The organism is Mesorhizobium sp. M2A.F.Ca.ET.042.01.1.1, assembly GCF_003997405.1.
GTDB lineage: Bacteria > Pseudomonadota > Alphaproteobacteria > Rhizobiales > Rhizobiaceae > Mesorhizobium.
Genome location: NZ_RZRX01000002.1, coordinates 1 through 14015, shown reverse-complemented (window position 1 = coordinate 14015; position 14015 = coordinate 1). Strand labels below are relative to the sequence as shown.

Below are 14015 nucleotides of genomic sequence, written 5' to 3'. Positions count from 1 at the left end.
GCCCAGCCTGCTTTATCCGTTTCGACGCAATTCCGGACCCCCACGCGCTAGTCTTCGAGAATTGTTTAAGGAGGCCATGACATGGCAACCGCAACCATCACCGCAGGAGCAATGCCCGGGCGCCCGGCCGCAGCCGTCGCGCCGGCCCTGCCCGCGGACCATATGCCTGTGCGCCGCGTCATCGCCTTCCTGGCGATGGTGTTCGGCATGTTCATGGCGATCCTCGACATCCAGATCGTCTCGGCCTCGCTGTCGGAGATCCAGGCGGGTCTCAGCGCCAGCTCCGACGAGATTCCGTGGGTGCAGACCGCCTATCTGATCGCCGAGGTGGTGATGATCCCCCTGTCGGGCTTCCTCAGCCGCATGCTGTCGACGCGCGTGCTGTTCACCACGGCGGCGGCCGGCTTCACCGCGGCGAGCACTTTGGCCGCCACCGCCACCAACATCGACCAGATGATCGTCTACCGCGCCATCCAGGGCTTTATCGGCGGCGGCATGATCCCGAGCGTGTTCGCGGCCGCCTTCACCATCTTCCCGCCTTCCAAGCGCGCCGTCGTCTCGCCGATGATCGGCCTGGTGGCGACGCTGGCGCCGACGATCGGCCCGACGGTGGGCGGCTATATCAGCCATGCCATGTCCTGGCACTGGCTGTTCCTGATCAATGTCGTGCCTGGCATTTTGGTGGCGACTGCCGCCTGGGCGCTGATCGATTTCGACAAGCCCAACCTGAAACTGTTCTCCAAGTTCGACTGGTGGGGCCTGGCCGGCATGGCCGCCTTCCTCGGCTGCATGGAATATGTGCTGGAGGAAGGCCCGAACCATGACTGGCTGCAGGAGCCGGCCGTGTTTGCCTGCGCCATCATCATGACCATAGGCGGCGTCATCTTCTTCTGGCGCGTCTTCACCGCCGAGGAGCCGATCGTCGACCTGAGGGCGTTCAGCAACATCAACTTCGCCTTCGGTTCGCTGTTCTCCTTCGTCGTCGGCATCGGCCTTTACGGGCTCACCTATCTCTATCCGGTGTTCCTGGGGCGCATCCGCGGCTACGATTCGATGATGATAGGCGAAGCGCTGTTCGTCAGCGGCCTGGCGATGTTCTTCACCGCGCCGGTCGCCGGCATCCTGTCGAACAAGATCGATCTCAGGCTGATGATGATGATCGGCTTCGTCGGCTTCGCCACCGGCACCTGGTGGATGACGCATCTCACCGCCGACTGGGATTTCTATGAGCTCTTGATCCCGCAGATCCTGCGTGGCTGCTCGATGATGCTGTGCATGGTGCCGATCAACAACATCGCGCTCGGCACCTTGCCGCCGGAACGGCTGAAGAATGCGTCGGGCCTGTTCAACCTGACCCGCAATCTCGGCGGCGCCGTCGGCCTCGCGCTGATCAACACGGTGCTGATCGACCGCAACGCCTTCCACTATGCGCGGCTTGCCGAGCATGTGCAGTGGGGCAGCCAGGCCGCGCAGACCAAGCTGCAGAACATGACGCTGAACTTCGAGCAGACCGCCGGCCTCGACGCAGGCAGCGCGGCGATGTCGAAACTGTCGGGCATGGTGCATCAGCAGGCGGCGCTCTTGTCCTTCATAGACGTGTTCATGATGCTGACCGTGCTGTTCGCCTCGCTCGGATTCTTCGTGCTGTTCATCAACAAGCCGGCCCAGCAGCGCGGCGGTGGCGGCGGAGGCCATTGAGGAGCCGGAACCCCCGCCTGGTCTCCTCAACACGTGACCCCGGAAATCGGCGACGATTTCCGGGGTCATTCTTTTTGGAGAAATCGCATAGGGCGCTCACCCTCACCCAGCCTCCGCTTCGCTCGGCTGACCATTCCGGGGCGAGCCACGGGTCTCGCCCGTCCTTCGGACCCCCGAGGGGAGAGGAGACTGTCGGCGCCGGCGCCAACCTCTTCTCCCCTGGGGGAGAAGGTGGCCGCGAAGCGGCCGGATGAGGGGGCCGCGCTGCCCTATGCGATTGACCTATGTTGGCGCCGGGGGACCGCTCAAGCCGCGGCCGGCTTGAAGCTAAGCGCCACGCCGTTGATGCAATGGCGCAGACCGGTGGGCGGCGGGCCGTCGTCGAAGACATGGCCGAGATGGCCACCGCAACGCCGGCAATGCACCTCGGTGCGGGTCATGCCGAGCGAATTGTCCACGGTCTTGCCGATGGAGTTGGCGATCTCCTGCCAGAAGCTCGGCCAGCCGGTGCCGGAATCGAATTTCGTCTCCGACGAATAGACCGGCAGGTCGCAGCCGGCGCAGGCAAAGATGCCCTTGCGGTGCTCGTTGAGCAGCGGGCTGGTGCCGGGATATTCGGTGCCCTGCTTGCGCAGCACATCGAAGGCTTCGTCCGAAAGGATGGCGTGCCATTCGGCGTCGGTCTTGGTGACCTCGAAGGTCTCGGCGGCCAAGGCCGGCTTCGGTCCGCCGGCGCGCAGCATCGCCCCGGATCCGACGATGAGAGCGGTGGCGGCAGCCCCGCTCCAGAGAAAATCGCGACGGTTCATGGCCGTTCCTCCTGACGCATTTTGCCAAGATAGAGCCCGGCCCGGAAATCAAAAGCCGGTGACGCCCTATCCGTTATTGCTTAAGCATGCAGCCCCGCGCCGCCCTTGCGGGACGGCGCGGAGCACACCCTTGCCAGCGGCGCGGATCTTGGATGTCGCGGCCGGCGCTCAGCCATGTTTTCGCCGGCCAGGTCCGCTTTGTTACATCTTCGGGGCCCGCTTTGTTACATCTTGGGCAGCAGAACCTTGTCGATGACGTGGATGACGCCGTTCGACTGGCGGACATCGGCGATGGTGACGTGGGCGACATTGCCGTTCTCGTCGGTGACGGTGACCTTGCCCTTCTCGGCCTTCAGCGTCAGCTCGCAGCCTCCGACCGTCTTGACCTGGTGGGCGCCTCCATCGGCCTTCGCCATCTTGGCGACGTCGGCCGCCAGCGCCTTGGCGGCGACGACATGGCAGGTCAGCACCTTGGTCAGCTTGTCCTTGTTCTCGGGCTTGAGCAGCGTGTCGACCGTGCCGGCGGGCAGCGCCGCGAAGGCTTCGTTGGTCGGCGCAAAGACGGTGAACGGACCGGCGCCCTGCAGCGTTTCGACGAGGCCGGCGGCCTTGACGGCGGCGACCAGCGTGGTGTGGTCCTTCGAATTGACGGCGTTCTCGATGATGTTCTTCTTGGCATACATCGGCGCGCCGCCGACCATCGGGTTGGCATAAGCAATGGCGCCGAGCGCGGAAAGGCCGAGCGTAGAGGCGAGCAAAAGGGTGGCGAGTTTACGCATTGTGTCAGTCTCCTCGGGTTGTTTTTCCCATTCTTGGGAACGCGAGGAGATACGGGGTGGTCGAAAACCTAGTTTCACGACTGTTACAAATTTTTTCTTGGCGCGATTTATTTCACATGCCCTAGCCACGACGATCCCAGAATTCTCCTGTCATCTGCTGACAGAAAATAGACTTCGATTAGTCTTTATTGGCGCGATTCTGCCGAAGTGGCTGTCAGATGCCCTTGAGGTCACCCGCGGCGACGACAGGGCCGGTCGGCTGGCCGGTCGGCGAGCCGCCCGCAGGCTCGAGGCTGACGGCGAGCACAGCGCCTTGCGCGAGCTTCTGCTGGACGGCCGGTGCCACTGCCATGCGCGCGGTCTGGCCGGCCGGAATGACGCCCATCGACACCGGCGCGTTCTTGCCTTCGATCATCCACAGCTCGAAGTCCTTGCCGGCGCCGCGCTCGCCAGAGACCAGCGACAGGCCGACTTCATGTCGGGCGGCGTCATAGACGGCGAGGTATTTGACGGGGCTGTTGTCGGCGGCGAGCGACGCGACAAGCCTGGTCCCGGGCGGCTGAACCGGCGGATTGACGTAAGGCAGGGCGGCATAGACAGCGAGGGCGGCAATGGCCGCGACGGCAAGGCCGCGCCAGAAGGCAAGGCTCGTCCACAAGCTGCCACCGGGTGCCGAGGATGTGGAAGCAGCCGACGCGAAGAGCCGCCGGTCGATCGCCACCTTGACCGACGCCGGCGGCTCGATCGCGGCATAGGCCACGGCCATCGGCGCGAAATGGACCTCCCAGGCATCGACCAGGCGGGCAAACGCCGTCTCGGTGTCGATGCGGCGAGACGCGATCTGCCGTTCGTCGGCCGGCAGAACGCCCAGAACGTATTCGGCGGCGAGCAGGTCGTCGCCTCCACGTTCCGGTCCGTTGTCTTCCGCCAGCGTCATCTTTCCAGGCATTCCCTCAGTCTGAGCAGGCTTCGCCGCAGCCAGGTCCGCATCGTGTTCAGCGGAACCTTGAAGCGCTCCGCCAGCTCGGCATAGCTTTCGCCGCTCAAATAGGCGCCCCGGACGGCCGCCGCCCGGTCTTGTTCAAGTTCGTCGAGGCAATGGTGGATGCGTTCGGCCTCGCCGCCCGCCACAGCCATCGCCTCGGGTCCCGGCGCCGGATCGGCGACGTCGAGGGCCACATCGATGTTGGCGGAAGGACCTCGCCGCGCCCTGATGCGATCGATCGCAAGGTTACGCGCAATGGCCACCAGCCAGGAAATCGGGCTCAGATCGGAAACCGCGAAGCGGTCCGCCTTCGTCCATATCTTGACGAAGACCTCCTGCAGCGCTTCTTCCGCTTCACCTCGGTCCCTCAAGACACGCAGGCAAACGCCGAAAAGTTTCGCGCTGGTCTGCTTGTAGAGCAGATCGAACGCGGCCCGGTCCTTCATTGAAGTCCGGACGATCAGCTTGCTGATGTCCTGCGGCGCCATGGCGGCAAATTAGAAGATTGCGATTTAATTGCAACGGGCGCGGAAGCGGTGTGCGTCAAGGCCTGCGGCACGCTCGCGCGAGTCGGCAGTGAGCCGCTGCTAAGCAAATCGGGTCCGCCAAAGCGTTTCAACGACCGCTCAGGCTGCCGGCTTAAATCGTATAGGACGTCCCGGTCCCGGCTTCGCGGACGGAGAGAGAGCTAGCGCTGCCATATTGGTTACATGGCTAGACCGCCGGTGATTTCGTTATTGTGACCGCAAAGCCGTTTGCGACCTGCGGCAATTCCCGCTAAGAGGCCGCCATTCAAGACTTGATGTTCAAGCATGTCTTCGTCCCGAAACCGGTTCCCACTTTCGGGAGACATGCTTCAGCTGGGATCGATACCGATGACGGACGTCGCCGCCAACGCCGAAATGCAGGCCGCGCTGCTCTCGCGCGCGCTGCCTTACATGCAGCGCTACGAGAACAAGACGGTGGTGGTGAAATATGGCGGCCATGCCATGGGCGACCATGAGCTCGGCAAGGCCTTCGCCCGCGACATCGCGCTCTTGAAACAGTCCGGCGTCAACCCGATCGTCGTGCATGGCGGCGGGCCGCAGATCGGCGCGATGCTGACCAAGATGGGCATTGAATCCAAGTTCGAGGGGGGCTTGCGCGTCACCGACCAGAAAACGGTCGAGATCGTCGAGATGGTGCTGGCCGGCTCGATCAACAAGGAGATCGTGGCGCTGATCAACGCCGAGGGCGAGTGGGCGATCGGGCTCTGCGGCAAGGACGGCAACATGGTGTTCGCCGAAAAGGCGCGCAAGACCATGGTCGACCCCGACTCCAACATCGAGCGGGTGCTGGATCTCGGCTTCGTCGGCGAGCCGGTCGAGGTCGACCGCACGCTGCTCGATCTGCTTGCCCGCTCGGAGATGATCCCGGTGCTGGCGCCGGTGGCGCCCGGCCGCGACGGCCACACCTACAACATCAACGCCGACACGTTCGCGGGCGCCATCGCCGGCGCGTGCCGCGCCTCGCGCCTCTTGTTCCTGACCGACGTGCCGGGCGTGCTCGACAAGAACAAGAAGCTGATCGACGAGCTGACCGTCGCCGAGGCCAAGGGACTGATCAAGGACGGCACGGTGTCGGGCGGCATGATCCCGAAGGTCGAGACCTGCATCGAGGCGATCGAGCGCGGCGTCGAGGGCGTGGTCATCCTCAACGGCAAGACGCCGCATTCGGTGCTGCTGGAGCTCTTCACCGAGCACGGCGCCGGCACGCTGATCGTTCCGTAAGAAGAGCAATTCCAGGAAAAGTGTGTCGCGGTTTTCCGTTCGGAATTGCGTCAAGGAGACCGGCAAGTTCACCGTTTCGGTGAACTGCCATATTCAGCCGGCTAATCTTCGTCCTTCCGGCAGAGGCTGGCTCTCGACGGCAGGTCTGCGAACCGGCCGCTTCACGAGCATCGATTCCTCCTCGGCGTCCTGTGGCGCGCCCCAGAATTCGGCTAATGTCGGCCCGTCCGTGACGCGGCGGTCGCGGGCGAGAAAGCCCCAGACTTCGCGGAGCCACACGCGGCGGCCCATCTTCGTGTACCAGCGCATCGAATGCCGCTGCTCGGGATCAGGGTGGAAGAGGATGCGCGCCAGCGCCTTCGGCCGCGACTGCACGGCGACCTCGATCAGCTTGACGGCGAAGAACAGCATCCACGGTTTCAGCCGGGTCATGTGCAGAACCTGATGCTTGTAATCCCAGAGGCGCACGTCCTTCTGGATCACCTTGCGATCGGCAGCGATGCGGAAGAATGGCGTCCAGCGATGCGGCGTGACATAGAGCGCCTGGATCTGGTCGGGATCATAAGCGATCAGCTGGCGGAAGCCGCGCCAGAGATCGCGAAGGCCCTCGTCTTCGAAGCCGGCAACCCAGGTCGCCATCGACAGGATGCCGTGCCGCCTGAGCAGCCGGATCGCTTCGCGGTCCGACTTGGTGCTGCCGCCCTTGCGGATCAATGACAGCGTCTCCTCATCGGTGTTTTCCATGCCGAGCAGCCAGCGGATGACACCGGCCTTGCGATAAAGGTGCAGGATATCGGCGTCGCGCACGATGTCGTCGGCGCGGGTCGAGCCGACGATCAGCACCGGCACGTTCTCGGCGATCATGGCGTCGAGAAAGGCGCGCCATGCCTTCTTCGAGGAGGTCGGGTTCTCGTCCGCCAGATTCACCAGCTCGACGCCGTGCTCGCGATGCAGCCAGGCGATCTCCTTGGCGAATTTGACCGGGTCGCGATGCCGCCAGCGGGTCCAGAAACCGCGCTGGCCGCAATAGTTGCACAGATGCGGGCAGCCGCGCGAGAACTGCATGACCACCGCCCGCTTGCCGCCCCAATAGGAGTAGCGGCGATGGTCGATCAGTTCCCAGCCGACGCGATAAGCGTCGAGATCGGCAATCGTCATGGCCGCCTGGGTCGCGACCGGGCGGCCGAGATCGTCGCGATAGGCGATGCCGGCGACACTTCCCACCGGCTGGCGCATTTCGATCGCCTCGACCAGCGCCGTCGCGGTCGCCTCGCCCTCGCCGCGCACGATGAAGTCGAAGGCGTCGGTCGCAGCGAGGATGTCGCGCCAGTGATAGGTCGGAAACACGCCGCCATAGATGACGATGACGCCTGGAGCGCGGGCCTTGATCATTTCGGCAATCTTCAAGGCGGTCGGATGCGCCGAGGTCGAGCCGGAATGGCCGATCAGGATGAAATCCGGATCGCCGCGCAATGCCTCGTCGACAAGCGTGCCAAGCGGCATCGGCCCGAACTCGGCATCGACGAGGCGCACCTGATGGCCGGAATCGATCAGCGGGCCGCCGATCGCCAAAAGCCCAAGCGGCGGCAGATGATCGTCGGGCACGCGGCTGCCGATGGCCGTGTGCGGCGGATTGATCAGCACGATGTTCAAGGCGGACCTCCATGTTGGTCCGCTTGTGCTAATCGCCGATGACGAAGCCGCCTTGGCGCGGTTCAGCAGTTTCCAAGCAGCTTTTCGCCAGATTTGACCGGGTCAGCGCCGCAAATGGCTGAGCGGCACGTGGCCGGGGCCCTTGATGTTCTGCAGCACCAGTTGCGTGTGGACGTCGCGCACGCCGGGCAACCGCATCAGCCGGTGCATGACGAAGGCGTTCAGATCGTCCACCGAAGGCACCATGACATGCAGCAGGAAATCGTGGTCGCCGGTCATCGTCCAGCAGGACGACACCTCGTCCATACGCTGCACAGCCGCGATGAAGCTCTCGGGCGAGCCGTCGCTGTGGCTGACCAGCCGCACCTGGATGAACACCTCGACGGTCAGGCCGACGGCGCGGCGGCTGAGCACGGCGGCAAAGCCCTTGATGATGCCGGTTTCCTGCAAGGCCTCGAAGCGGCGCGCGCACGGCGTTGTCGACAGCCCGATCGCCTGCGCCAGCTCCGATACGGGCTTGCGGCCGTCGCGCTGCAGGATGTCGAGCATCCTGATCTCAAATTCGTCGAATTGAGGCATATCTTCTCGATCTATCGTTGATCAGAGTGATTTTACCTCAAAATCCCCCGGCAAGCCACAAACAAGGCTGATTTGCCTCATCTGGCGCCTCTAAACTCCGCTTCACGATCCACGGATCACGATCCTAGAGGAGGAAACGATGACGATCAGCGTTGCCGATTACGCCGCCGAATGCGCCGCGCAGGGCCTTCGCGGCGACTATTCGGTCTGCCGCAGCGATTTCACGGTGGCGCAGGGCTACGACTACTCCGCCGAGGAACAGGCGGTGTGGCGTACGCTGTGCGACCGCCAGACGAAGCTGACCCAGAAGCTCGCGCACCGTTCCTATCTGGACGGCGTCGCCGCGCTCGGCCTGCTCGACAGGATTCCCGATTTCGACTCGGTGAGCGAAAAGCTCAGTGAGCTGACCGGCTGGGAGATCGTCGCCGTGCCCGGCCTCATTCCGGCCGGCCCCTTCTTCGACCATCTCGCCAACCGGCGCTTCCCGGTCACCAACTGGCTGCGGACGAAAAAAGAGCTCGACTATATCGTCGAGCCGGACATGTTCCACGATTTCTTCGGCCATGTGCCGATCCTGACCCAGCCGGTGTTCGCCGATTTCATGCAGATGTATGGCGAAAAGGCGGAGGACATGATCGCGCTCGGCGGCGACGAGATGATCACCAGGCTTTACTGGTACAGCGCCGAATACGGCCTCATCCAGGAACCCGGCCAGCCCGTGAAGGCCTTCGGCGCCGGCTTGATGTCGTCCTTCACCGAGCTGCAATTCGCGGTCGAGAGCAAGGACGCCCACCATGTGCCGTTCGACCTCGAGACGGTGATGCGCACCGGCTACGAGATCGACAAGTTCCAGCGCGCCTATTTCGTGCTGCCGTCCTTCGATGCGCTGCGCGATACCTTCGCCAATGGCGACCTTGCCGGCATCGTCTCACGGTTCAAGGGTCAGCCGGCGCTCGACCCGGCAACGGTGTGATTGTTTTTACGCAATTCCGGACGGAAAACCGCGACGCACTTTTCCTGGAGTTGCTCTGAGGTCGGTTTTCGCCCAACCGACATTCAGGGCGGCTCAGTTGCCGAGAGGTGGCTGAGCTGCTTTGTCCCTTTTGCAATTACTTTCCCAGCACAGGGATTTTGACTGGTCGGCTATGTTGGGCAGGTGGCATGCCTTGGAGATTGGCCCAAACGCCCACCCAGTCGTCATCCTCGGGTCTTCGCGCGTCGCTTCGCGGCTGCTCCGCCCAGGGATGACGAGGTTGGAAGGCTTCGGCCACCCCCCCGGCGTTTGCACTGATTTCACGGAAAGGAACGGTGAAAATCGTGCCGGTCGACAAACGGCAACCCTTCAAAGTCCTGCGCAGAATCTCTCGTCATGCCTTGTCCGGCTCGGCCTTGATCCTGGCCAGTTGCTCGCTCTGCAGGTCCAGCGCGGCATTGATGAAGCGCAGCACGGTCGCGAGCTCCGCGTCGCTGAAGCTCGCCACCACCTTCTCGCCCTCCCGCGCGATCGTGCCGTAGTAGCGCTCCGACAATTTCCTGGTCAGTTCGGTCGCCTCGATCACCACCTTGCGCCTGTCCTCCAGGCTGCGGGTCCGGGTGACGTAGCCGCGCGCCTCGAGCCGGTCGATCAATGCAGTGACGGCGGCTGGCGTCAGTCCGGTCGCCGCCGCCACGGCGCCCGCCGATTGCGGCCCGGCGTAGAGCAGGCCAAGGCAATGCCGCTCGGCCGCGATCAGGCCCAGCCGTGCGCCCACCGCCTCGTCATAAGCCTGGGTGGCGTCCTGCCAGCGCATGACGGCAAGGCCGACGTCCCGGGTCATTTCATCGCGTTTCGTGCTTGACGACTTTATTTCGATCATCTAACTATCTATCTGTCTAACATTCAGACTATTGTATCAATATGCGATGACGCCCTTTGCGAGGCAAGGGCAAAGTCGCCGACATGGAGTGACCAATGAGCTTGATCCAACAGCGCGCCCCTCTCTCGAATGAGGAGGAATACAAATACGCCAAGCTGGCGATGGAATGGTATGGCTGGGGCTCGCCCATCGGCCTCGGCATCCTGCTGGTGGCGCTGGCCGCCGCGGCCGTGCTGGTGCGCATTGCCGTCTACGGCCTTTGAACGCGGTCGCAATTTCGCCAAAAGCGCCCGGGCGGCGCCGGTTGCCGCTCCAGGCGCCGGCGCCGCCGGCGTTTCGGAGATCAGACGGCGATCAGCTTGCCGAGATGCTCGCCCAGCCGGCAGGCGAGCGCGGTGATGGTCGTCGTCGGGTTGCACTGGCCCGACGTGCAGAACACCGATGAGCCGCCGACATAGAGATTGTCCATGCCGTGCACCTTGCAATTGGCGTCGACGACGCTCTTCAAGACATCGGTGCCCATGCGGGTGCCGCCCATATGGTGGTGGCCGGCGGTCTCCTCGTTGGTCGGATAGTCGCCGCCATTGCTGATCCAGTCGTCGATGCGGACGCGGCCGAGGTTCTTCAGCGCCATCGTCGTGCCGAAGAGTTTCAGCCCCTCGAGCAGCGTGCGGCGCTCGAGCGGCGACTTCTTCCAGCGCAATTCGATGCGCGGCACGCCGGCGTGGTCGACATCGGTCTTCGACAGCTCGATCTGGTTCGAGGCGAGCGGCGCCTGCTCCCAGGCGACATAGAGCTGGGCGGCACAGCGCAGCCTCTGGTCCAGTTGCGAAGACATCCACTCCGCCATGTTCGGCGCGGTGCAAGCAAGGTCGGCGATCAGCTTCTTGACATTGGGATAGGGGCTCTCGATCAGGCGGATGCCGAAATTCATGATCTGCAGCCGCTCCATCGCGGCAAGCGTCGGCGAGAAGAAGGCTTCGTTCGAGGCATCGACCTCGAACTCCGAATAGTTGGCGAGGATGGCGTTGCCGCCCTCGAAGGTCGGGTGCTCCATCCAATAGCGGCCGAGCGCCGCCGCGTTCGGCACCACGCCGCCATTCGACCGCTCGTTCGACCATAACAGCAGCCGCGAGTTTTCCAGCCCGCCGGTGCAGGTGACGAAATAGTCCGCGCTGAAGGTGCCGGCGTCCTGGCCGTTCGACCACAGCTTAGCGCTGGTGACGCGCTTGCCGTCGCCGATAAGCTCGGTCGCGTAAGTGTTGAGCACGACAGCGATGTTCTTGCTCCGGTCGAGCTCGTCGGCGAATTTCTCGCCGAAGCGGACCGCGGGACTCTTGATCAATTGCACCCAGCGTATGTCGTCCGAAACCGGCACGTCGGGCCGGAAGTCGGGAAGCTCGAGGATGTCGTGGACTTCCTTCAGATAGGGCTCAATATCGGCGCGGCTGATCGGCCAGCCGGTGTCCGGCGCCCAGGCCTTGGGCTCGAAGTCCTGGCTGTCGAGCACGCGGCACCAGCCGGCCCAATGGTTGGACGAGCCGCCCATGAAGCGCAGCCTGGTGATGTCGAGGTCGAAGTAAAAGTCGCCGACCGTCTTGCCGCGGTAGAAATCCTGCGACTCGTCGCTGAACTCGCGCGAGCCCGCCTCCAGGACGACGACCGGGATGCCGGCGGCGCCCAGCTTCCTGGCGATCGTGGTGCCGGCCGGGCCGGAGCCGAGGATGCAGGCCCTGGGTTTGAAGCCGACCTGCTTGTAGGCTTCGTAGCTGTCGAAGATCATGCGAGGTCGCTCCGCCGCAGGATCCATCCATTGATCTCGACGATTTCGTCGCGGTCGGTTTCGTCAGGATTGTCAGGGGCCGGCGGGTTGCGGAACAGCGACAGTGCCGGCAACGCGATCAGCGCCTGCACGATCGCGCGGCGCGACATTTTGCTTATCAACCTGCTCATGACACGTCTCTCGATAGGGCCCCGATCCACGCATGCCGTTCCTGAACGGCACACATGCCGCCGAGGAGGCCAATTCCGTGCCAAACCAGGGTGAAGACGGCGTTACGCCTGGAAGTTTAGCGCGGTTGAATATGGACATGGTTAGGGTTTTCCTAAAGCGCGGCGCACTGGAGCGGTTCAGGCGCCGCGCTTTCGAGTTTTCGATGCATGTCGTTGCCCCAAAACCGCTTCGCACTTTTGGGCGACATGCATAACGCCCGCGACGGGGCTTCAAGCCGCTTCGGGAAGCTCGCGGTCGAGTATCGAAAGGTTGCGGCCGCGGTTCTTCGCCTCGTAGAGCCTGCGGTCGGCCGCGCGCATCAAATCGGAAACGGTTGCACCCTCGCCGCAGCTTATGCCGCCGATCGAGACCGTGAGCGGCACGGTGCGCCCGTCGCTAGGGTGGAAACGGATCAGCTCGACCTCGCGACGGATGCGTTCGGCGACATGCTTGGCCTCACGCTCGCTGGCGCCGACCAGGAAAGCCGCGAACTCCTCGCCGCCGATGCGGCCGAGCACGTCGCCGTTGCGCACGCCGCGTTCGATGGCGCCGGCGATCAGAAGCAGCGCTTCGTCCCCCGTCAGATGACCGTAGCTGTCATTGATCCTCTTGAAGTGATCGGCGTCGATGATGAGCAGCGCGCCGCGATCGCTCTTGCGCCGCGATCCATCGAGCGCGGCAAAGAAGGTTTCGCGATTGAGCATGCCGGTCATGTCGTCGCGGCTTGCCTTTTCGGAGAGGCGCCTGTGCGCGGCTGCGAGTTGCGCGTGGGCGCGGGCAAGCTCGCGATGCGCGTTCTGCAACCGATCGCTTTGCCAGAAGCTGCCCGCGCTGGCGGCCCAGGCGAGCACGAGCGGGCATAGCGTCGATGCCAGCCAGATGGTGCGGCTCATCGGAAAGCCCATCGCCGGAACCACAATCAGCGTCAACAACAGCGAGACGGCGACCGAAGCGAATGCTACGGTAGCGGCCTTTAGAAATATGCGGCTCATCACTTGCTCCCAAGGGATAGCCTCTGTGCCAGCAAGCGCTGAAGGCGACCTTTCCGGAACTTTTAAAATTTGAAGCGAGACGCCATTTTCACATTTCGTGACGCGCATAAGTTGTGGATAACTTCAGCGCCGGCATGCCATAAGAAGCCATGACAATGACACCCGATCCCGCCCGCTTTGCCCATGTCACGGACTGGGTGTTCGACCTCGACAACACGCTTTATCCGCATCACTCGAACCTGTTCGCGCAGATCGATGTGAAGATGACCGCCTATGTCGGCGAGCTGCTGACGCTTTCGCGCGACGACGCGCGCAAGCTGCAGAAGGAACTCTACCTGGAATATGGCACGACGCTGAACGGGCTGATGAAGCGGCACGGCATCGATCCCGACGATTTTCTCGAGAAGGTGCACGATATCGACTATTCGAGGCTGGTGCCGGATCCGGTGCTGGGCGCGGCGATCCGCCAGCTTCCCGGACGCAAATTCATCTTCACCAATGGCGACCGCAGGCATGCCGAGCGCACCGCGCGCCAGCTCGGCATATTGGAGCATTTCGACGCCATCTTCGACATCGTCGCGGCGGGGCTCAATCCCAAGCCGGAGCGCCAGACCTATGAACGCTTCGCCGAATTGCACTCGGTGACCGGGCACAATGCGGTGATGTTCGAGGACCTGGCGCGCAATCTGGCCGTGCCGAAATCGCTCGGCATGACGACCGTGCTGGTGGTGCCGCGCAATTTCGAACCGACCTTTTCGGAAATCTGGGAACGCGACCCGGCGAATGATGACGACGTCGATTTCGTCACCGACGATCTCGCCGGCTTCCTGACCGCGATCGTCGACGTCGTAGCCTGATCAACTCCGGATGGCCGTACGTCGCCCTTGCGGACGATGCCCTCT

At 63.5% G+C, this 14015-nt stretch carries 15 protein-coding genes; 5 read left to right on the top strand and 10 right to left on the bottom strand.

Annotated features, from left to right (window positions below):
- Positions 1–111: 111 nt before the first annotated feature.
- Positions 112–1698: a DHA2 family efflux MFS transporter permease subunit gene (locus EOA23_RS00490; RefSeq protein ID WP_245473933.1), complete on the top strand. Its 1587-nt coding sequence runs from the start codon at positions 112–114 to the stop codon at positions 1696–1698.
- A gap of 305 nt (positions 1699–2003) precedes the next feature.
- Here the strand turns inward: EOA23_RS00490 and msrB are convergent, their stop codons facing one another.
- The 4 genes from msrB to EOA23_RS00470 form a co-directional block, all read right to left on the bottom strand.
- Entirely contained in the window at positions 2004–2507 is a 504-nt protein-coding gene (msrB, locus tag EOA23_RS00485; protein ID WP_127302520.1) for a peptide-methionine (R)-S-oxide reductase MsrB, read from the bottom strand.
- A 224-nt stretch (positions 2508–2731) separates the two neighbouring features.
- The gene (locus tag EOA23_RS00480; RefSeq protein WP_127302519.1) at positions 2732–3286 is read right to left on the bottom strand and encodes a fasciclin domain-containing protein; all 555 of its coding nucleotides are present in this window, start codon (positions 3284–3286) and stop codon (positions 2732–2734) included.
- Between the two features lie 214 nt (positions 3287–3500).
- Positions 3501–4223: an anti-sigma factor gene (locus tag EOA23_RS00475; protein ID WP_127302518.1), complete on the bottom strand. Its 723-nt coding sequence runs from the start codon at positions 4221–4223 to the stop codon at positions 3501–3503.
- A complete protein-coding gene (locus tag EOA23_RS00470) occupies positions 4220–4759 on the bottom strand; it encodes a sigma-70 family RNA polymerase sigma factor (protein ID WP_127302517.1) in 540 nt (179 codons plus the stop codon). The genes EOA23_RS00475 and EOA23_RS00470 overlap by 4 nt, the downstream gene beginning before the upstream one ends.
- A gap of 387 nt (positions 4760–5146) precedes the next feature.
- Here EOA23_RS00470 and argB point away from each other — a divergent pair, with 387 nt between their 5' ends.
- Positions 5147–6040, top strand: coding sequence for an acetylglutamate kinase (gene argB, locus EOA23_RS00465; protein WP_127302516.1), 894 nt, complete (start codon positions 5147–5149; stop codon positions 6038–6040).
- Between the two features lie 93 nt (positions 6041–6133).
- On the opposite strand, the gene bchE is transcribed toward argB, so the two are convergent.
- Together bchE and EOA23_RS00455 are read right to left on the bottom strand one after the other, a co-directional pair.
- Positions 6134–7693, bottom strand: coding sequence for a magnesium-protoporphyrin IX monomethyl ester anaerobic oxidative cyclase (gene bchE, locus EOA23_RS00460; protein WP_127302515.1), 1560 nt, complete (start codon positions 7691–7693; stop codon positions 6134–6136).
- A gap of 102 nt (positions 7694–7795) precedes the next feature.
- A complete protein-coding gene (locus EOA23_RS00455) occupies positions 7796–8272 on the bottom strand; it encodes an Lrp/AsnC family transcriptional regulator (RefSeq protein WP_127302514.1) in 477 nt (158 codons plus the stop codon).
- Between the two features lie 139 nt (positions 8273–8411).
- Here EOA23_RS00455 and phhA point away from each other — a divergent pair, with 139 nt between their 5' ends.
- Complete coding sequence (gene phhA, locus EOA23_RS00450; RefSeq protein WP_126063405.1) at positions 8412–9245, top strand: phenylalanine 4-monooxygenase; 834 nt, start codon at positions 8412–8414, stop codon at positions 9243–9245.
- A 394-nt stretch (positions 9246–9639) separates the two neighbouring features.
- Here the strand turns inward: phhA and EOA23_RS00445 are convergent, their stop codons facing one another.
- Positions 9640–10128 carry a MarR family transcriptional regulator gene (locus EOA23_RS00445; RefSeq protein ID WP_127302513.1) on the bottom strand — a complete coding sequence of 163 codons (489 nt, stop codon included), beginning with the start codon at positions 10126–10128 and terminating at the stop codon, positions 9640–9642.
- A gap of 95 nt (positions 10129–10223) precedes the next feature.
- On the opposite strand from EOA23_RS00445, the gene EOA23_RS35500 reads away from it, so the two are divergent.
- The gene (locus EOA23_RS35500) at positions 10224–10391 is read left to right on the top strand and encodes a hypothetical protein (protein WP_189341460.1); all 168 of its coding nucleotides are present in this window, start codon (positions 10224–10226) and stop codon (positions 10389–10391) included.
- Positions 10392–10471: 80 nt separating this feature from the next.
- On the opposite strand, the gene EOA23_RS00440 is transcribed toward EOA23_RS35500, so the two are convergent.
- The 3 genes from EOA23_RS00440 to EOA23_RS00435 all read right to left on the bottom strand — a co-directional run bounded on the left by EOA23_RS00440 (position 10472) and on the right by EOA23_RS00435 (position 13113).
- Entirely contained in the window at positions 10472–11911 is a 1440-nt protein-coding gene (locus EOA23_RS00440; protein WP_127302512.1) for a GMC family oxidoreductase, read from the bottom strand.
- A complete protein-coding gene (locus EOA23_RS35495) occupies positions 11908–12060 on the bottom strand; it encodes a hypothetical protein (protein WP_189341461.1) in 153 nt (50 codons plus the stop codon). Before EOA23_RS35495 ends, EOA23_RS00440 begins: the two co-directional genes overlap by 4 nt.
- A gap of 291 nt (positions 12061–12351) precedes the next feature.
- Positions 12352–13113 (bottom strand): GGDEF domain-containing protein, encoded by a 762-nt coding sequence (locus tag EOA23_RS00435; RefSeq protein WP_127302511.1) that lies wholly within the window; start codon positions 13111–13113, stop codon positions 12352–12354.
- Between the two features lie 149 nt (positions 13114–13262).
- Between EOA23_RS00435 and EOA23_RS00430 the strand changes: the two genes are divergently transcribed.
- Positions 13263–13970, top strand: coding sequence for a pyrimidine 5'-nucleotidase (locus EOA23_RS00430; RefSeq protein WP_126063409.1), 708 nt, complete (start codon positions 13263–13265; stop codon positions 13968–13970).
- Positions 13971–14015: the final 45 nt, after the last annotated feature.